General features: G+C 71.2%; 18 protein-coding genes and 2 tRNA genes. 14 read left to right on the top strand and 6 right to left on the bottom strand.

Annotation, left to right across the window (positions count from 1 at the left end):
• Nucleotides 1–30 precede the first annotated feature (30 nt).
• Together DVK06_RS08330 and DVK06_RS08335 are read left to right on the top strand one after the other, a co-directional pair.
• Nucleotides 31–1083 carry a PAS domain-containing protein gene (locus DVK06_RS08330; RefSeq protein ID WP_121599960.1) on the top strand — a complete coding sequence of 351 codons (1053 nt, stop codon included), beginning with the start codon at nt 31–33 and terminating at the stop codon, nt 1081–1083.
• Nucleotides 1084–1113: 30 nt separating this feature from the next.
• Nucleotides 1114–1197: transfer RNA gene (locus DVK06_RS08335), tRNA-Leu, on the top strand.
• Between the two features lie 124 nt (nt 1198–1321).
• Here the strand turns inward: DVK06_RS08335 and DVK06_RS08340 are convergent.
• Nucleotides 1322–1747, bottom strand: coding sequence for a hypothetical protein (locus DVK06_RS08340; protein ID WP_121599961.1), 426 nt, complete (start codon nt 1745–1747; stop codon nt 1322–1324).
• Nucleotides 1748–1882: 135 nt separating this feature from the next.
• Between DVK06_RS08340 and DVK06_RS08345 the strand changes: the two genes are divergently transcribed.
• The 9 genes from DVK06_RS08345 to DVK06_RS08385 all read left to right on the top strand — a co-directional run bounded on the left by DVK06_RS08345 (nt 1883) and on the right by DVK06_RS08385 (nt 12117).
• Entirely contained in the window at nt 1883–3208 is a 1326-nt protein-coding gene (locus DVK06_RS08345; RefSeq protein WP_121599962.1) for a PQQ-binding-like beta-propeller repeat protein, read from the top strand.
• A 111-nt stretch (nt 3209–3319) separates the two neighbouring features.
• The gene (locus DVK06_RS08350) at nt 3320–4975 is read left to right on the top strand and encodes a CTP synthase (RefSeq protein ID WP_121599963.1); all 1656 of its coding nucleotides are present in this window, start codon (nt 3320–3322) and stop codon (nt 4973–4975) included.
• Nucleotides 4976–5893 carry a glutamine-hydrolyzing GMP synthase gene (gene guaA, locus DVK06_RS08355; protein WP_053770409.1) on the top strand — a complete coding sequence of 306 codons (918 nt, stop codon included), beginning with the start codon at nt 4976–4978 and terminating at the stop codon, nt 5891–5893.
• Nucleotides 5893–6273 carry a hypothetical protein gene (locus DVK06_RS08360; protein ID WP_053770410.1) on the top strand — a complete coding sequence of 127 codons (381 nt, stop codon included), beginning with the start codon at nt 5893–5895 and terminating at the stop codon, nt 6271–6273. The genes guaA and DVK06_RS08360 overlap by 1 nt, the downstream gene beginning before the upstream one ends.
• Nucleotides 6270–6578, top strand: a complete 309-nt coding sequence (locus tag DVK06_RS08365; RefSeq protein WP_053770411.1) for a glutaredoxin family protein — start codon at nt 6270–6272, stop codon at nt 6576–6578. The genes DVK06_RS08360 and DVK06_RS08365 overlap by 4 nt, the downstream gene beginning before the upstream one ends.
• An 80-nt stretch (nt 6579–6658) precedes the next feature.
• Nucleotides 6659–7858 (top strand): amidohydrolase family protein, encoded by a 1200-nt coding sequence (locus DVK06_RS08370; RefSeq protein WP_121599964.1) that lies wholly within the window; start codon nt 6659–6661, stop codon nt 7856–7858.
• Between the two features lie 82 nt (nt 7859–7940).
• Complete coding sequence (gene ligA / locus DVK06_RS08375) at nt 7941–10109, top strand: NAD-dependent DNA ligase LigA (RefSeq protein WP_121599965.1); 2169 nt, start codon at nt 7941–7943, stop codon at nt 10107–10109.
• 71 nt (nt 10110–10180) lie between these two features.
• Nucleotides 10181–11305, top strand: coding sequence for an ABC transporter ATP-binding protein (locus tag DVK06_RS08380; RefSeq protein WP_121599966.1), 1125 nt, complete (start codon nt 10181–10183; stop codon nt 11303–11305).
• The gene (locus DVK06_RS08385; RefSeq protein WP_121599967.1) at nt 11302–12117 is read left to right on the top strand and encodes an ABC transporter permease; all 816 of its coding nucleotides are present in this window, start codon (nt 11302–11304) and stop codon (nt 12115–12117) included. The genes DVK06_RS08380 and DVK06_RS08385 overlap by 4 nt, the downstream gene beginning before the upstream one ends.
• Nucleotides 12118–12395: 278 nt before the next feature.
• Here DVK06_RS08385 and DVK06_RS08390 read toward each other — a convergent pair.
• A tRNA-Val gene (locus DVK06_RS08390) sits at nt 12396–12469 on the bottom strand.
• A gap of 61 nt (nt 12470–12530) precedes the next feature.
• Between DVK06_RS08390 and DVK06_RS08395 the strand changes: the two genes are divergently transcribed.
• A complete protein-coding gene (locus tag DVK06_RS08395) occupies nt 12531–13010 on the top strand; it encodes a DUF192 domain-containing protein (protein WP_121599968.1) in 480 nt (159 codons plus the stop codon).
• Nucleotides 13011–13074: 64 nt separating this feature from the next.
• Nucleotides 13075–13488 carry an SHOCT domain-containing protein gene (locus tag DVK06_RS08400; protein ID WP_121599969.1) on the top strand — a complete coding sequence of 138 codons (414 nt, stop codon included), beginning with the start codon at nt 13075–13077 and terminating at the stop codon, nt 13486–13488.
• Nucleotides 13489–13536: 48 nt separating this feature from the next.
• On the opposite strand, the gene DVK06_RS08405 is transcribed toward DVK06_RS08400, so the two are convergent.
• The 4 genes from DVK06_RS08405 to DVK06_RS08420 form a co-directional block, all read right to left on the bottom strand.
• Nucleotides 13537–14655 (bottom strand): ABC transporter ATP-binding protein, encoded by a 1119-nt coding sequence (locus DVK06_RS08405; RefSeq protein WP_053770418.1) that lies wholly within the window; start codon nt 14653–14655, stop codon nt 13537–13539.
• Between the two features lie 102 nt (nt 14656–14757).
• Nucleotides 14758–15702 carry a carbohydrate ABC transporter permease gene (locus tag DVK06_RS08410; RefSeq protein WP_053770419.1) on the bottom strand — a complete coding sequence of 315 codons (945 nt, stop codon included), beginning with the start codon at nt 15700–15702 and terminating at the stop codon, nt 14758–14760.
• Nucleotides 15699–16685, bottom strand: a complete 987-nt coding sequence (locus DVK06_RS08415; protein WP_053770420.1) for a carbohydrate ABC transporter permease — start codon at nt 16683–16685, stop codon at nt 15699–15701. Before DVK06_RS08415 ends, DVK06_RS08410 begins: the two co-directional genes overlap by 4 nt.
• Before the next feature lie 53 nt (nt 16686–16738).
• Nucleotides 16739–18037: an ABC transporter substrate-binding protein gene (locus DVK06_RS08420; protein WP_053770421.1), complete on the bottom strand. Its 1299-nt coding sequence runs from the start codon at nt 18035–18037 to the stop codon at nt 16739–16741.
• 171 nt (nt 18038–18208) lie between these two features.
• Between DVK06_RS08420 and DVK06_RS08425 the strand changes: the two genes are divergently transcribed.
• On the top strand, nt 18209–18865 hold the full coding sequence (locus DVK06_RS08425) for a DUF4013 domain-containing protein (protein WP_053770422.1): 657 nt from the start codon (nt 18209–18211) through the stop codon (nt 18863–18865).
• The last annotated feature ends 37 nt before the right edge of the window (nt 18866–18902 follow it).

Consider the following 18902-nt stretch of genomic DNA (forward strand, 5'->3'; position numbering starts at 1 on the left):
GGACTTTACGGTTCGCCCCGTAGCGACCGCATGGAACCCCCGTCGGAGTCGAGTCCGATCGACCACGCCGAGTCGATCGTGAACGCCCTCGGCGACGGGGCCTACGTCCTCGACGCCGATCGGACCCGGGTGTTCGTCAACGAGCGCCTCCGCGAGGTGACCGGGTTCGACGAGGCCGTCCTCCACGGGAGACACCCGGAGCGGCTCGTGGAGGCGGGGTACTGGAGCGCGGAGACGGGGGACCGCTACCGGGCGGCGGTCGAACGGGTCCTCGACGGCGAGGTGGACGACGAGCGCGTCCAGCTCACGACGACGCTCGCGGACGGCAGCGACGTCACCACCGAGACGCGGCTGACGCCGATCGAGAACGACGGGTCGATCGTCGGCGCGGTCGGGGTCATCCGCGACGTGACCGAGCGGGTCGAACGCGAGCGCGAGCTGAAGCGGCTCAACGAGCGGCTCGAACGCCTCGCCGGCTTCCTCTCGCACGACCTCCGGAACCCGCTGTCGGTCGCCCGCGGCTACGTCGACCTCGCGCGCGAGACCGACGAGACGGAGGGGCTGGCGGCGGCCGAGGACGCGCTCGACCGGATCGAGACGATGATCGACGAGGCGCTCGTGATGGCCCGCGAGCCCGAAGCGATCGAGACCGAGGACGCCGCGGTCGACCTCGCTGAGCTTGCGGCCGACTGCTTGGAGTCGGGCGACTTCGGCGACTGCCCCCCCGACGCCGACCTCGTCGTCGACGAGGCCGGTCCCGTCACCGGCGACCCGACGCTGCTCCGGCGCGCGGTCGGGAACCTCATCGGCAACGCCTTCGAGTACGGCGGGGACGCCCCCACGGTCCGCGTCGGCGTCGACGACCGGGGGGTGTACGTGGCCGACGACGGCCCGGGGCTGCCGGACGACGAGCAGGCGCGCGCGGCCCTGACCGACTTCGGCGTCTCCCCCGGAGGCGGAACCGGGATCGGGCTCGCCATCGTCCAGCGCGTGGCGGCCGCGCACGACTGGACGCTCGAAATCGACGAGTCCGCCGCGGGCGGGTTCCGCGCGACGCTGGTCGGCGCGGAACCGACGGCGTAAAGGAGGCGCCCATCTAACGCCAGCCCGCGTGCGAGGGTAGCCAAGCCCGGAAACGGCGGCGGACTCAAGATCCGCTCCTGTAGAGGTCCGTGGGTTCAAATCCCTCCCCTCGCATCGCCGGGGTCCACCCCCCGTGATGCGGAAGACGCTCTCGGAGCGCTCTTCCCTCGCAAAACCTCTCGACGCGACCGCGACTCGGAGAGCGACGGCTCCGTGCGGAACCGTCCGCGCTCGGCGCTCACCCGGCCGTTCGCAGCCGCCCGAGCGAGAGCCCCGCGAGCGCGACGACCGCCAGTTCGACCCCGACGCCGACGGCGGCGCCGACCGTTCCGACGGCGACGATCACGTTTTGTGGGCCGATCCACGCGAGGACCGCGCCGGTCGCGAGGAGGAACGAGACGCCCCCGACGAGGCCGGTGGCGAGCGCCGTGGGGCCGACGTCGAGCGCGTCGCCGCGCCGACCGACGCGGTACGCGACGCCGCCGAGCAGCCCGTAGACGAGGACGAACCCGACCGCGCGCCCGCCGAACCTGTACAGGGCGAGCGCGCCGGGACCCGGGACGTCGATCGCGGTGCCGACGGCGATCGTCGTGACGCTACGCGTGAGGCTGACCGCGAGCGCGACGGCGGCGGCCGTCGCGGGCGGGAGCGGGGACCAGTCCATGCGGCCGGGCCCTCTCCCCCGCGCGGTGAGTGCCTTTCGCTCCCGGTTCCCCGACTGCGGCCGCGTCGGCGCGTCGCCGCGCGCCCGGATCGCCGAGCGGCATGCCTTTTTACCCTCTCCCGCGAACCGGGGAGCATGACCGAACGGACGCGCCGCGACTGGCTCCGCGTCGCCGGCGGCGTCGGCGTCGCCGGCCTCGCCGGGTGTAGCTCGCTCGGCGGCGACTCGCCGGGCGACGGCGACTCGCCCGCCGCCGGCGCCGGGTCGGGATTTGACGGAGTCGACCTGCCGCTGGACCTTACCGCCCGCCCGCAGTCGTCGGACGGGCTCACGTCGCAGTTCCGACAGGGGCTCCGGAACCACGGCCACATCGACGCGACGATACCCGAGAGCGTCGAGGTGCGGTGGTCGGTGCCCGCGAACCGCGGCGAGCACTCCGCCTCGAAGGGCAGCCCGATGCCGACGCCGGCGGGCGACGTCCTCGTCGCCGACGACACGGGCCGGATCCAGTCGATCGCGGTCGACGGGACGACGAACTGGGCGACGGACCTCTCCGACGCCAAGTGGGGGAGCCACGGCACCCCCGCGGTCGCCGAGGGGTCGGCGTACGTCGGCACCTACGACGGCGTCGTCTCCGCGGTCTCGGTCGCGACCGGCGATATCGAGTGGCAGACCGACGTCGGCGACGCGGCCGCCGCCAGCCCGACGTACCACGACGGGACGCTGTACCTCGCCGTCGAGTTCACGCCGCCGAGCGGCGCCGCCGTCGCGCTGGACGCCGAGAGCGGCGAGGAGGTGTGGCGCGACGGCCGGCCGACCGACCACCCCCACTCGACCGTCGCGGTCGACCTCGACCGCGACCGCTTCCTGTTCGGCGCCAACGACGGCCGCGTCTACGCGTGGTCCGTCTCCGACCGCGAGCGCGCGTGGACCTTCGACACCGGCGGCGACGTCAAGGCCCCGATCGCGGTCAGCCGCGGGATCGCGGTGGTGCCGTCGTGGGCCGGCACCGTCACCGCCGTCGACGTCGCCGACGGCTCCGGGCTCTGGGCGTTCGAGACCGACGAGTCCGTGTCGCCGTCGGGCGATCCCGACCCGATCCGCACGGGCGGCGTCATGTGCGCGCCGGCGGTCCACGACGGGACGGTGTACGTCGGGAGCCACGACACGAACGTCTACGCGATCGACTTGGCGACCGGCGAGGAGCTGTGGTCGACCCCGACGGACGGGTGGATCACCGGGAACGTGACCGTGACGAACGGGCACGTCCTCGTCGGCTCGTACGACCACCACCTCTACGCGCTCGACCGCGGGGACGGCTCGGTGACCTGGGCGGTCGAGGGCAACGGCGAGGTGACCAGCGCCCCGTTCGTCACCGACGACGGGGTCTACTACACCGAGCGCGCCCCTGAGGACACCGACGAACCCGGCATGTGCTACCGGCTCGCCGCGCCGGAGTGAGCCGGCCGCACCGCCGTCGAACGGTCGGGCGGAGCCTCGGCAGATAGCCACGAACGTCCAGCGAAACGCGGGGTCCGAAACGGTTTTGCCCCGGCCTGCCGGACGGTCGATATGCCAGCAGATCCCGACACGGGGTACGACCCCTCGCTGGGTCGGAAGTTCGTGTTCGTCACGGGCGGAGTGATGTCCGGGCTGGGCAAGGGCATCACCGCCGCCAGCACCGGGCGCCTTCTCGCCAACGCGGGCTTCGACGTGACCGCCGTCAAGGTGGACCCGTACCTCAACGTCGACGCCGGGACGATGAACCCGTACGAGCACGGCGAGGTGTACGTGCTCAAGGACGGCGGCGAGGTCGACCTCGACCTGGGCAACTACGAGCGCTTCCTCGGCACCGACATGACGTTCGACCACAACGTCACCACGGGGAAGACGTACGAGCACGTCATCGAGCGCGAGCGCGCCGGCGACTACCTCGGGAAGACGGTCCAGATCATCCCGCACGTCACCGACGACATCAAGCGGCGGATCCGCGAGGCCGCCGAGGGCTCCGACGTCTGCCTCGTCGAGATCGGCGGGACCGTCGGCGACATCGAGTCGATGCCGTTCCTCGAGGCGCTCCGCCAGTTCGCCCACGAGGAGGACGACGAGGACATCCTCTTCACGCACGTCACCCTGGTCCCGTACTCGAAGAACGGCGAGCAGAAGACGAAGCCGACCCAGCACTCCGTGAAGGAACTGCGCTCGATCGGGCTCCAGCCGGACGTCCTCGTCGGGCGCTCCGAGGACCGGCTCGACCCGGAGACCAAAGAGAAGATCGCCCTGTTCTGCGACGTGCCCACGGACGCCGTCTTCTCGAACCCCGACGTGGAGGACATCTATCACGTCCCGCTGATGGTCGAAGACGAGGGGTTAGACGAGTACGTGATGGAGCGGCTCGGCCTCGCCGACGAGGCGCTCCCGAAGGCGGAGCGCTCGACCGAGTGGCGGGACCTCGTCACCCGCGACCGCGACGAGGAGATCGACGTGGCGCTCGTCGGCAAGTACGCCCTCGAAGACGCCTACATGTCGATCCACGAGGCGCTGAAGCACGCCGGCATCCAGACCGGCACCGAGGTGAACGTGCTGTGGGTCGACGCCGACGAGACGCGGGCGGAACACGAGCAGCGGCTCGCGACGGCCGACGCGGTCGTCGTCCCCGGCGGGTTCGGCTCCCGCGGCACCGACGGGAAGATCGAGGCGGTCCGCTACGCACGCGAGAACGACGTGCCGTTCCTTGGGCTCTGCCTGGGCTTCCAGATGGCCGTCGTCGAACACGCGCGGCACGTCCTCGGGCTCGACGGCGCCCACTCCGCGGAGATCGCCCCCGACACGCCCCACCCCGTCATCGACCTCCTCCCCGAGCAGTACGAGACGGAGGACATGGGCGGGACGATGCGGCTCGGCGCCCACGAGACCGACATCGAGCCCGACACCCTCGCGGCCGAGGTGTACGGCGCCGACGCCTGTACGGAGCGCCACCGCCACCGCTACGAGGTGAACCCCGAGTACATCGACGCCCTGGAGGCCGACGGCCTCGTCTTCTCCGGCCGCGCGGACAACCGGATGGAGATCCTCGAACGCGCCGACCACCCGTTCTTCTTCGGCACGCAGGCGCACCCCGAGTTCCGGTCGCGTCCGGACCGCGCGAGCCCGCCGTTCGTCTCCCTCGTCGAGGCGGCGCTGGGATCGACGGACACAACCGAGCGGAACGCGGACGTGAGGCTATAGATGGTCGAGACGGAGGACTTCATCGCGGAGGCGAAAGCGGAGATCCGGGAGGCGATCGGCGACGCGAACGCCGTGATCGCCCTGTCCGGCGGGGTCGACTCCTCGGTCGCGGCGACGCTCGCGTACGAGGCGGTCGGCGACCAGCTCACCCCCGTCTACGTCGACACGGGGCTGATGCGGAAGGGCGAGACCGACGAGATCCGCGACACGTTCGAGTTTATGGAGTCGCTGCGGGTGATCGAGGCGCAGGACCGCTTCTTCGACCGGCTCGCGGGCGTCACCGACCCCGAGGAGAAGCGCCACGTCATCGGCGAGGGGTTCATCGACGAGTTCGAGACGGTCGCGCGCGACGTGGACGCCGACTACCTCGTCCAGGGGACGATCTACCCCGACCGCATCGAGTCGGAGGGGAACATCAAGTCGCACCACAACGTCGGCGGGCTCCCCGAGGTCGTCGACTTCGAGGGGATCGTCGAGCCCGTGCGCGACCTCTACAAGGACGAGGTCCGCGAAGTCGCCCGCGCGCTCGGCCTCGAAGCGATCATCTCCGAGCGAATGCCGTTCCCCGGGCCCGGTCTCGCGGTCCGGATCGTCGGCGAGGTCACGCCCGAGAAGGCCGCGGTCGCCCGCGAGGCGACCCACGTCGTCGAGGAGGAACTGGCGGAGTACGACCCGTGGCAGGCGTTCGCCGCGGTCCTCGGCAAGGCGACGGGGGTCAAGGGCGACAATCGGGTCCACGGCTGGGTGGTCGCGGTGCGCTCCGTCGAGAGCCGCGACGGGATGACCGCCCGGGCACAGGAGCTGGACTGGAGCACGCTCCAGCGGATCCAGAGCCGGATCACCGGCGAGAACGAGAACGTGGCGCGCGTGGTGTACGACGTGACCCACAAGCCGCCCGCGACGATCGAGTACGAGTGATGGCGGGGACCCCCGCCCGCCCCGACGGCGGCCGCACAGAGGGCCGACTCGCGGTCGTCGCCGGCCCCGACCGGCACGGCCTCGGCGAGGAGCTCGCCGCGCTCGGCGTCGAGGTCCGTCGGGTCGAGGGGCTCGTCACGGCGCCGAAGCTCGAGGACGCTGGCGTCGCCGACGCCGCCTACTTCGTCCTCACCGACGTCGAGGAGGCGACCGGCATCCCGGTCGCCAAGGAGCTGAACCCCGAGGTCCGCGTCGTCACCTACGCGAGCCGGTCGCTGCCGGAGTTCGTCGCGACGGTCGCCGACCTCGCGGTCGACCCCGACCTGCTGGGCGCCGCGACGGTCGCCGAGGAGCTGCTCTTCGACGACGGCGAGCCGTGAGCGGGGACGACGCCGGCGACCCGGCCGGACGCGAGGACGCCGCGGACGCGACGACCGTCCCGGTCACCCTCTACACCCGCGAGGACTGCTCGCTGTGCGTCGTCGCCCGCGAGGCGATCGAGTCGGTCGCGGCCGACCTCGACGGCGTGACGGTCGCCCTCGACGTGGTCGACGTGGACGCCGACCCCGAGCTCGCCGACGAGTACGGCGAGCGCGTCCCGTACGTCCTGGTCGACGGCACCCCGGCGTTCAAGTACGAGGTCGACGAGCGCGACCTGCGGCTGAAGCTCTTGGCGGCGACCTGACGCGGTCGGCGTCCCGGGCACCGTCCGCCCCTCCTACCGCGACCCGACCCTTTACCTTCGCGTCTCCCTCTCTGATCGGCATGGCACACAGCGGCGCACACCTGTTCACCGGGGGTCGAGTCGCGGACGCAGAGGGAACGCGGCTGGCCGACGTGGCGGTCGTGGACGGCGAGATCGCGGCGGTCGGCGACCCCGAGGCGGTCGAGCGCGCGGTCGACGACGTTCCGGACGCGGACCTCGAACGCGTCGACGCGAGCGGCCGCGTGGTCGCGCCCGGGCTGATCGACGCGCACGTCCACGTGATGATGGACGGCCGCCCGGACGTCTCGACCGCGGTCTCCGAGAGCGACTACACCGCGAGCTACCGGGCCGCGGGCAACCTCGACGCCGCCCTCTCGGCCGGCGTCACCACCGTCCGGGACCTCGGCAGCCGCGGGACGCTCGCGCTCGACGCGGGCGAGGCGGTCGCCGCGGGCGAGATCGACGGCCCGCGCGTCCTCGCGTGCGGCCGCAACGTGATCATGACCGGCGGCCACGGGAACTGGTTCGGCCGCGAGGCGGACGGCCCCGCCGAGGTGCGGAAGGCGGCCCGCGAGCAGCTGAAGGCCGGCGCGGACGTGCTCAAGTGTATGGCCACCGGCGGCGTCCTCACCGAGGGCGCGGTGACCGGCGCGCCGGAGCTGACCCCCGAGGAGCTGGCCGCGTTCACCGACGCGGCGGCGCCGACCGACACGCCGACCGCGGCCCACGCCCACGGCGAGGAGGGGATCAAAAACGCCGTCGAGGCCGGCATCTCCAGCGTCGAACACGGGACGTTCATGGACCGCGAGGCCGCCGAGATGATGGCCGAGCGCGGCACCTACTGGGTCCCGACCGCGAGCGCGCTCCGCGGCATCGCCGACCACGGCGTGGAGGCCGGCATCCCCGAGGACGCGGTCGCGAAGGCCGAGGACGCCGTGGACCGCTTCGACGACGCGTGGGACCACGCCCTGGCGGCCGACGTTCCCATCGCGATGGGGACCGACGCCGGCACGCCGTTCAACTTCTTCGCCGACATCCCGCAGGAATTGGCGTACATGGTCGACTACGGGCTCTCGCCGGAACGGGCGCTCGAAGCCGCCACGGTCAACGCGGCCGACCTGCTCGGCCTTGACGACGTCGGCCGCGTCGCGGAGGGGTACGCGGCGGACCTGGTCGTCCTCGACGCCGACCCGACCGAGGACGTGACGGCGTGGCAGGACCCCGCGGCCGTGTTCGCGCGCGGCGACCGCGTCGCCTGACCGAGGCCGACCCCGGACCGCCCGCTCACCCACCGCCGCCGGAACGGGCATTTTTACCCCGAGTCGGCCCCATCTCCGGTCGATGACGACTCCGTCGACCCGGCACGCGGACCCGGCCGAGAACCCGTACGTCGAGGACCCGCCGACCGACTTCGACCCGGTCGACGACCTCTCCGCCGACGAGGCGGCAGAGCAGGCCGAACTGCTCCGCGCGGCGGTGCGCGAGCACGACCACCGGTACTACGTCGCGGCCGACCCCCTGATCTCGGACGCGGCGTACGACGCGCTGTTCGCCCGGCTGGAGGAGCTCGAAGCCGCCTTCGACCTCCCGACGGAGGGCTCCCCGACCCGGCGGGTCGGCGGCGAGCCCCTCGAGGAACTGGCGACCGTCGAGCACGTCGCGCCGATGCGCTCCATCGACAACGCGACCGACGCGGCGGCCGTCCGCGAGTTCGACGAGCGCGTCCGCGGGGGGCTCGCGGACGCCGCCGAGGCCGGCGACCTCACCGATTTCGACCCCGCCGACCTCGCGTACGTCTGCGAGCCGAAGTTCGACGGGCTCTCGATCGAGGTGATCTACGAGGACGGCGAGTACGTCCGCGCGGCCACCCGCGGCGACGGCCGCGAGGGCGACGACGTCACCGAGCAGGTCCGGACGATCCCCTCCGTCCCCGGCCGCCTGCGCGGCGACGACCGCCCCGCCCGGCTCGCCGTTCGGGGGGAGGTCTACATGCCCCGCGACGCCTTCGAGGCGTACAACGAGGAGCTGATCGAGCGCGGCGAGGAGCCGTTCGCGAACCCGCGCAACGCCGCCGCCGGCACGCTCCGCCAGCTCGACCCCGCGGTCGTCGCCGAGCGCCCCCTCGACGTCTTCTTCTTCGACGTGCTCGCGTGGGAGGCCGGCGAGGACGGCCCGGAGCGCCCCGCGCGCCACCGCGACGTCCTCGACGCGTTCGGGTCGCTCGGGCTCCGCCGGAACGACCGGGTCGAGATCGTCGACGACGTCGAGGCCGCGATCGAGTACCGCGACGCGGTCCTCGACGCCCGCGACGACCTGAACTACGCGGTCGACGGCGTCGTGATCAAGGTCGACGCCCTCGCGCACCGCGAGGCGCTCGGGAGCACGTCGCGCGCGCCGCGCTGGGCGTTCGCGCACAAGTTCCCGCCGCGGACCGCGACGACGGCCGTCGAAGGGGTGACGGTCCAGGTGGGCCGAACCGGCCGGCTCACGCCCGTCGCCGAGCTGGACCCCGTCGACGTCGGCGGCGTCACCGTCTCGCGCGCGACGCTCCACAACCCCGCCGAGATCGAGGCCCTCGGCGTGAACGTCGGCGACCGCGTCCGGATCTACCGCGCCGGCGACGTGATCCCCTACGTCCCGGAGGTCGTCGAGAAGCGCAGCGAGGGGACCTACGAGTTCCCCGACGAGTGTCCGGTCTGCGGGGCCGCGGTCGAGCGCGACGGCCCGCTCGCGTTCTGTACCGGCGGGCTCGGCTGTCCGGCGCAGCTGGAGCGCGCGGTCGAGCACTGGGCGCGCCGCGACGCGCTCGACGTGGAGGGGCTCGGCCCGGAGCGCGTCGAGCAGCTCCGCGAGGCCGGCCTCGTCGAGTCGCTGCCGGACCTGTACGACTTGACCGCCGCGGAGCTCGCCGAACTGGAGGGGTGGGGTTCGAGGAGCGCAGAGAACCTGATCGCCGAACTGGACGCGACGCGGAACCCGCCCCTCGACGACTTCCTCGCCGGGCTCGGGATCCCGGACGTGGGCGCGACGACGGCCCGGGCGCTCGCCGCGCACTTCGGGACGCTCGACGCGCTCCTCGACGCGGACGAGGACGCGCTCCGCGAGGTGGACGACGTCGGCCCCGAGGTGGCCGCCTCGATCCGGTCTTTCCTTGACCGCGAGGAGAACCGCGCGGCGATCGCGGGGCTCCGCGAGCGCGGGGTCGACCCCGAGCCGTTCGAGACCGACGCGGCCTCCGGCCCGACCGACGCGCTCGACGGGCTCACCTTCGTGTTCACCGGGTCGCTGTCGGTTCCCCGCGGCGACGCGCAGGCGCACGTCGAGGCGCACGGCGCGAACGCCACGTCCAGCGTCTCCGGGAACACCGACTACCTCGTCGCGGGCGAGAGCCCGGGTCGGTCGAAGCGCGACGACGCCGACGCCGAGGGCGTCCCCGTCCTCGACGAGGACGCGTTCGCCGACCTGCTCGCCGAGCGCGGCGTGGCGTGGCCGCCCGCAGGCGACGCGTGAGCGCCGCGACGCCCGCGCGACGCTCGCCCCGACCCGCAACCCTTTATCAACTCACGCCGGAACCGGAAGGCATGACCGCCATCGAGCTACGGGGCGTGACCAAGCGGTTCGACGAGGTCACGGCCGTTCGCGACCTCGATCTCACCGTCGAAGACGGCGAGGTGTACGGGTTCCTCGGGCCGAACGGCGCGGGCAAGTCCACGACGATCGACATGCTCCTCGACCTCGTCCGCCCGACCGCGGGGACGGTCCGCGTGCTCGGCGCAGAGGTCGCGACGGACGGCGTCGAGATCCGGCGGCGGACGGGCGTGCTCCCGGACGGCTTCTCGGTGTACGACCGGCTCTCCGGGCGAAAACACGTCGAGTTCGCCGTCGAGTCGAAGGACGCCGCCGACGACCCGGACGCGCTGCTCGACCGCGTCGGCCTCGCGGACGCCGCCGACCGCGCCGCCGGCGAGTACTCGAAGGGGATGCGCCAGCGGCTCGCCCTCGCGATGGCGCTCGTCGGCGATCCAGACCTGCTGATCCTCGACGAGCCCTCCTCCGGCCTCGACCCGGCCGGCGCCAAGGAGATGCGCGAGATCGTCCGTGCCGAGGCCGAGCGCGGCGCCACCGTCTTCTTCTCCTCGCACATCCTCGAACAGGTCGACGCCGTCTGCGACCGCGTCGGCATCCTCCGCGACGGCGAACTCGTCGCCGAGGACTCCGTCGAGGGGCTCCGCGAGGCCGTCGGCGGCGAGGAGACGCTCGAAGTCGCGGCCGCGGGCGCCGACGGGGACGCGGTCGCGGCGGTCCGCGCCGTCGCCGGCGTCTCCGGGGTCTCCCGCGACGGCGACGAACTGGTGGTGAACTGCGCCAGCGAGGCGAAGACGGGGGTCATCGCGGCGCTGGAAGACGCTGGGGTCGCGGTCGACGACTTCCACACCCGCGAGGCCTCGCTGGAGGACCTCTTCTTGGCGTACACTGAGGGCGACGCGGCCGGTTCGGCGCCCGACGGGACCGACTCGGAACCCGCCGCCGCCGACTCGGCGGCCGATCCCGACCCGGCGGCCGATTCCGACTCGACGGCCGATTCCGACTCGACGGCCGATTCCGACTCGACGGCCGATTCCGACTCGACGGCCGATTCCGACTCGACGGCCGATCCCGACCCGACGCCCGAGGACGGTCCGGCGACCGAGGAGGTGGACCGATGAGCCTCGCCGCCGTCGCTCGGAAGGACTTCCGCGAGACCGTTCGGTCCCGCGGCATGATCGCGCTGGTGGTGCTGTTCTCGCTGCTCGTCGCGGCGTTCGCGTACGCGGTGCGGCCCACCGGCGAGAGCGAGCAGTTCGCCACGGAGCTACTGTTGAGCGCCTTCGTCGGCCGCTTCCTCGTCACGACGCTGATCCCGCTCGTCGGGGTCGTCGTCGGCTACAACGCCGTGAGCGGCGAGCGCGAGTCCGGCTCGCTGAAGCTGCTCCTGTCGCTGCCGCACTCGCGGGCCGACGTGGTCTTAGGCAAGGTCGCCGGGCGCGGCGCGGCGCTCGCGCTCGCGGTGTTCGCCGGGTTCCTGCTGCCTGCGCTGGTGTTGATCGCGGCGCCGGTCGTGTTCAACGCCGGCGCGTTCCTCGGTTACACCGTGTTCGCGGCCGCGCTCGGCGTCGTGTTCGTCGCCATCTCCGTCGGCTGTTCGGCTGCGTTCTCGACCCAGCGGCGGGCGCTCATCGGCGGCGTCGGGGTCTACGTCCTCTTCGTCCTGCTGTGGGGCCCGCTCACCGGCCAGCTCGTCGGCGCCGTCGGGCCCGCCCTCGACGCCCTGCCAGTGTCCGCAACCCAGGTCGACGTGTTCCTCCGGGCCTCGAACCCGACCACCGCCGTCGAGGCGCTCGCGAACGCTTTCCTCGCGGAGCGGCTCTTCAGCGGCGAGACCGCCAACCAGCAGCTGTCGGCGGCCGCGATGTTGGTGTTCTGGACGCTCGCCCCGCCGCTCGCCGGACTCCTGAAGTTCGACGCGGCCGACCTGTGACGGACCGGCTCGGGCGCTGTCCGCGGCGCCGATAGTGGGCTCGGGCGGGTTCGAACCTCACTCACTCCGCTCGCTTCGCTCGCTCCGTTCCCTGCTTCGAACCCGCCCTCAGACACGCACCTCGCTGTCGCTCGCGGTTTTGCTCGCGACAGCAACAGTGGGCTCGGGCGGGTTCGAACCGAAGAAAGACGGTCGTCTCGCTTCGCTCGACGCTGCGTCTTTCAGGGTTCGACCGCCCTCGGGTACATTTCTGTGACTCACTTCGTTCGTCCCAGAAATGGGCTCGGGCGGGTTCGAACCGCCGATCTCAGCCTTGTAAAGGCCGCGTCATAACCAGCTAGACCACGAGCCCTCACCCGTCTGAACCCGCCGGGAGCGGAAAACGGTTTCTTTCTCGGGCGCGAGGATCGACCGTGAATCGCCGCCTCGTCGGTGTCGCGGCCGCGCTCGCGCTGATCGCCCTCGCCGCCGTCGGCGCCGCCGCCGCGAACCCGGCCCTCCTGATCACCGGGTACGACACCGCCACGGTCGAGGCCGTCGACGGCGAGACGGGCGAGACGCTCGCGACCGTCGAGGTCCGCGTCGCCGACGGCTTCGTGAAACGCTACGTCGGGCTCTCCGCGACCGACGACCTCCCCGCCGGCGAGGGGATGCTGTTCGTCCACGACGAGGCGGCCGAGCGCGCCTACGTGATGCGCGACATGGCGTTCGCGCTCGACATCGTCTTCGCCGACGCCGACGGGACCGTCACGACGGTCCACGAGGCGGCGCCGGAGTCGCCGCCGCTCACCCGCTACGAGGGGCCGGGGCGGTACGTCCTCGAAGTGCCGCGCGGGTGGAGCGAGCGCCACGGCGTCGGTCCCGGCGACCGACTCGTGATCGACCGGGAGTGACCCCGCCGCGGCCGCCAGGTCGGTCGACGAAACCGCTTTGGGCCTCGCCGGCGTCGCCTCGACCATGACCGGACTCCCCGGCCGGATCGCGTGGAACCTCCGCCACCGCTGGCGGCGGGTGTTCGCCCTCTGCGTCGTCGGCGCCGGCGTCGCCGCCCCGCTCCTCACCGGGGTCTGGTGGTGGCTCCCGCTCGTGTGGTTCTTCGGGCTCGTCATCGTCCTGCCCGTCTTCCACGTCCTCACGAAGCCGGTCCCCGAGGACGACGCCGACGACCGCGCGGACGCCACCGGCGACCCCGCGCTCGACGCCCTCCGCGAGCGCTACGCGCGCGGCGACATCGACGAACGGGAGTTCGAGCGCAAGCTCGACCGCCTCCTGGAGACCGAAGACGCCGAGACCGTCACCGACTCGGGCGGCGACGTCGCCGCCCGAGTGCGAGAGAGCGTCCGGCGAGAAGTGGACCGCATCCGGGAGTGACGGCGCCGGGACAGCCGTCGACGCCGACGCGGAGGGAGACCTCCGGGACTACTCGTCGATCTCGCGGTTGTGGACCGCGTCGCCGGTGGTTCCGTCGAAGAGGTGGATCGTCTCCTCGGGGATCTCCACGTGGACCTCGTCGCCGACCGAGATCTGCTGGAGGCCGCCGACGGTGGCGATGAACGTTTCGCCCTCGGGTGCGTCCTCGAACCGCAGGTAGACGGTGTTCTCGTCGCCCATCGGCTCGACGACCTCGACCACCGTCGAGAAGGTGTGCTCGCCGGTCGGGTCGTCGGCCAGCGAGATGTCCTCGGGCCGGATCCCGAGCGTGAGGTCGGTGATGTCGCCGACGTCGCCGAGGGTGGGCTCGGAGAGCGGGTAGTCGAAGGCGTCGCCGAGGAGGGTGTCGGCGTCGCGCTCGACATCGAAGAAGTTCATCGACGGCTCCCCGATGAACCCGGCGACGAACCGGTTGGCCGGCTCGTGGTAACACTCCAGCGGCGTCGCGACCTGCTGGAGCTCGCCGGCGTTGAGGATCGCGATCCGGTCGCCCATGGTCATCGCCTCGGTCTGGTCGTGCGTGACGTACATCGTCGTCACGTCCAGCTCGGCCTGGAGCCGCTGGAGCTCCGTCCGCATCTCCGAGCGGAGCTTGGCGTCGAGGTTGCTGAGCGGCTCGTCCATGAGGAACACCTCGGGGTCGCGGACGATCGCCCGCCCGAGCGCGACCCGCTGCTGCTGGCCGCCGGAGAGGTCCGACGGTTTCCGGTCCAGCAGCTCGCCGATCCCCATCGTCCCCGCGGCGTCGGTGACGCGCGTCTCGATCTCGTCGTCCGAGAGGTCCGTCGACTCCTCCAGTCCGAACGCCATGTTCTCCTGTACCGTCATGTGCGGGTACAGCGCGTACGACTGGAACACCATCGCGATGTCGCGGTGCTGGGGTTTCACGTCGTTGATGACGCTCCCGGCGAGTCGGATCTCGCCGTTGGTCACCGTCTCCAGCCCCGCGACCATCCGGAGGGTGGTCGACTTCCCGCAGCCCGAGGGGCCGACCACGACGAGGAACTCGCCGTCGCGCATCTCGATGTCGACGTCGTCGACGGCGACGACCTCGCCGTCCCCGTCCGGGAACACCTTGCTCACGCCGTCGAGTTCGAGCGTCCCCATGCTATCGCCCCCGCGGAACGGCGCGGCGGTTTGAGAGCGATACCTTCGGTCGGCTGCGTGGTTGCTGTCGAGTCATGGATTGCTGCCCGCGAGCGGCGCCGTTCATGTCGCCACCCCCTCGGCGAACTCCTCGCCGAACGCGATGTAGACCGCGAGCGTCGGGAGGGCGGCGATGAACGCGCCCGCCATGCGGAGCGCGAAGTCTTGTCCTTCGAGCGACGTGCCCAGCCCGGCGAGGATCAACACGATCGGCGCCGCCGCGCTGGATTCGGTCTGGACCAACACGAGGGTGAACAGGAGGTCGTTCCAGATCTGCGTGAACTGGTAGATCAGGACCACCGCGAACATCGGTCCCGAGAGCGGGAGCACGATGCGGCGGTAGATCCGGCGGATGGACGCGCCGTCCAGCCGCGCGGCCTCGATCATCTCCTCGCTCATGTTCTTGTAGTACGACCTGAACAGGACCGTACAGATCGGGAGCCCGTAGGCCACGTGCGTGACGATCAGTTCGAATATCCCGGTGTAGTCGTTGTTGATCCCGAGCGCCCACAGAAAGCCGAGGGCGTCCTGGAGCGGGATCATCGACCAGAACTGCGAGAGCGGCACCAGCACCGCCTGGTACGGGATGAAGATCCCCGCGACGAACAGCGCGAGGACCGGCGCCTTGTACCGCTGTTTCCAGTCCGACTGCGTGAGGCCGTACGCCGCGAAGCTCCCGAGCAGCGCCGAGATGACGGTCGCCGGGATGGCGTACAGCGCGCTGTTTATCAGGCCGCGTCCGAGCGCGTCGAACGCCGTGCGCCATTTCTCTAAGGTGAACGTGCTCCCCGTGGGCGGCGCGAACGGGAGCGACCCGGTGACGCCGCTCGACGTCTTGAACGAGGTGACGAGCCCGGACTCGATCGGGATCATGAAGAACGCCAGGATCCCGAGGAGCCCGAGGTACAGGAGGACCCGGTACCCGTCGACCTCCGCGAGCGGCCCCGCGGACGCGCCGGAGTCCGTCGCCGATGCCGTGCCGCCGTCCGTTCGTGCGTCGTCGTTCATAGGTTCCCCCGGTTGTACTGGTAGTAGAGGTACGGGCCGACGATCCCGAGCGTCATCACGAACAGGGTGATGGCGATCGCCGACGCGTACGCCCAGTTCAGGTTCGCGTACGCCTCGCGGACCATCTTCGTCGCGAGGATGTCGGACCCGTTGGGCGGTCGGTAGCCGCCGACGAGCGAGTAGAGGAAGTCGAACGCCTTCAGCGCGAACACCATCAGGACGACCGAGGCGCTGATGGTCGACCCCTTCAGCTGCGGGATGATCACGCGCCAGTACATCCGCGCCGTCGAGGCGCCGTCCACCTTCGCCGCCTCGTAGTGCTCGTTCGGGATGGCCCGCAGGCCCGCGAGGAACACGACCATCGCGTACCCCGCGAACTGCCACATCAGCGCGAACATCACCGCCCAGAGGACGATGTCTGGGTTGCCGATCCAGTTGACTCGGCCGAAGCCGAGCGACGTGATGACGATGTTGATGACCCCGTTGTTGAAGTTGAACATCCACGCCCAGAACTGGGCGGTGACCACGAACGAGAGGCTCATCGGCAACAGGTAGATCGTCCGGAACGTGTTCTCGAACCGGATGTTCCGGTCTATCAGGATCGCCAGTCCGAGCCCGATCGCGAGCGTCACTAGGGTGAACCCGACGAGCAGGATGAAGGTGTTGATCGCGGCGTCGACGAACCCGCTGTCGGCCAGCGCGCGGCTGTACATCTCGAGGTCCAGGTCGCCGTAGTTCGGGGTCCCGAAGCCGCTGAAGTCCGTCAGCGAGATCAGGAGGTTCCAGATGATCGCCCCGTAGACGAAGAGGCCGACCAGCAGGAACGGCGGCAGCCAGAACTGCGAGGACTCGACGAAGTCGCTGCCGAAGCGCTCGTTCAGCGCGTCGATCGGACTGAACCCGGACCCGCCGCGCTCCTCGGCGACGCCGCCGTCCGTGACCGCGTCGCCACTCTCGTCGCCGGTGTCAGTGTTCCGTGTCATGTGGGTCGTCGTGTGCCGAAACCGCTAAAATCCGGTCGCATCGAGGACCGGTGTCAGTTAGAGACCGCGTCGACGAAGCCCTGCGTGGCGGCGTCGACGTTGTACGGTCCGGAGAACTCGCTGGAGATCACTTCGTTCAGCGCCGTCATCGTCTCCGAGGGGACGCCGAGCCCGTGCTGTAGGTTCGGCGGCCGCTGCTCGGCGCTGGCGAAGTCTTCCTGCGTCTCCTGGAGGTACGGCCCGAACTCGCTCATGTCGACGTCGGTCCGCGTCGGGATCGAGCCCTTGTACTGGTTGAACGCGACCTGCGCCGCCTCGCTCCCGACGAACGAGAGGAAGGTCTTGGTCGCCTCCGGACTCGGGTTGTCCGACGGGTAGAGGAACGAGTCGAAGTGGAGCATGTACATGTTCTCCGAGCCGGGGTACGTCTTGAAGCCCCAGTCCTCGTTGTAGCTGAAGTCCTCGGCGTTCCGGTAGGCCCCGGCGGCCCAGTTACCCTGGTGGATGAACGCCGCGTTCCCCTCGATGATGTTCTGGTTGGACTCCGTGAGTCCGATCGAGGAGGCGTCCTCGTTGATGTAGTTCCCGAGGATCTCGGCGAGCGACTCGAAGGTCGCGCGGACGGCCGCCTCGTCCGGGCTCCCCTCGATGAAGCTCATGTACGCGTCGTACCCTTCCTGCCCGAGCATCGTCGAGGCGAACAGCTGGGTCGTCGTCCAGGTACCGCTCGCGCCGTGCGTCATCGGGATCGCGTCGGTCTCGCTCTGGACCGTCTCCAGCGCGTCGATGAGCGCCGACACGCTCGTCAGCGAGTCGGGGTCGACCCCCGCCTCCTCGACGACCGAGGTGTTGTAGAACAGGCAGTTCAGGCGGTGCGAGCCGAGGGGGACGCCCCGATAGGCGCCGTTGTACTGGTGGAGGTCGACCGCCTCCTGTACCATCACGTCCTCGAAGCCCTCGGACTCCCAGATGTCGCCGACCTCGCCCAGCACGCCCTCGTACCGCTGGAGGTTCGGGCCGGGCCAGTTCGCGAACGAGCTCGGCGGGTCGCCGTTCTGGAGCCGGTTCGCGACGACCGCGTCGAGGTTCTGGTTCCCGCCGCCGCCGATCGGGTTGAACTCGTGTTCGACGTCCGGGTGCTCCTCGTCGAAGGCGGTGACGAGCGCCTCCGCCGCGCGGGCGCCGTCGCCGCCGGTCCACGCGTGAAGAACTTCGAGCGTGTTGCCGCTTCCGCCGTCGCCGCCGTCGCCGCCGTCGCCGCCGCCGGAACAGCCGGCGAGCCCCGCGAGCGTCGCCGCCCCCGTCGCTCCGACGAAGTGTCGCCGCGATAACCGCTTGTCTTGGTCTGTCATGGTACTTCACGATACACAATGGATGATTGCCATATATACTTACTCATTCTTTGAGAACTATTTTCGAAGTATCTATCCGGCGTCACCCACAGTCGTAATCGGAGTTCTTTACGTCCGGTCGGACGGCGACGGACCGACGGGCATACTACGGTCCGGCGGATGGGCGTACGCATGCGCCCCTCGACCGCCGCCGTCACGTATCCCGTCGCCGGCGACGCCCGGGAGCGGCCCCTCCTCGCCGTCTGGCTGCTGTTCGCGCTGGCCGTCGTCGTGCCGGTCCTCCCGGCGCTGCCGGTCGTCGGCTACCTCGTCCGCGTGCTGACCGCCAGCGAGCGGGGCGACTCGATGCCGCCCTTCCTCGCCGACGGTCGGACGCTCCTCCGCCGGTCGCTCGGCGGGACGGCCGTCTGTCTGGTGTTCCTCGGAGTCCCGTTCGCGGCCCTCCTCGTGACGCTCTACGGCGTCGTCACGCTCGACCCCGGCGCGAACGCGCCGGTCGGCCGCATCCTCGCCGGCTCGACGGCCGTCCTCTTCGTCGGCGTCCTCGGCACGTACCTCGCGCCCGTCTCGCTGATCACCTACGGCCGGGAGGAGTCGCTCCGCCGGGCCTTCTCCCCGAGCGCCCTCCGGCCGGTCGCCGGTCACGCCGCCTACTTCTTCGGGTGGACCCTCGGCTTCACCGCGCTCGTCGTCGCCGTCGGCGTCGGCGGCGCGCTGTTCACCGTCTCGCGCGCGGGGCCGCTGTTCGGGACGTTCGTCCTCGCGTACGGCCTCCTCGTGGCCGCGTACCTCTGGGGTCGCGCGGTCGAGCGCGCCCGGCGACGGTAGGGCGACGACGCGGCGCCGCGACCGACCGATTCTTGAC

It is taken from the genome of Halorubrum sp. Atlit-28R (assembly GCF_003665955.1).
In the GTDB taxonomy this organism is placed as follows: Archaea; Halobacteriota; Halobacteria; order Halobacteriales; family Haloferacaceae; genus Halorubrum; species Halorubrum tropicale.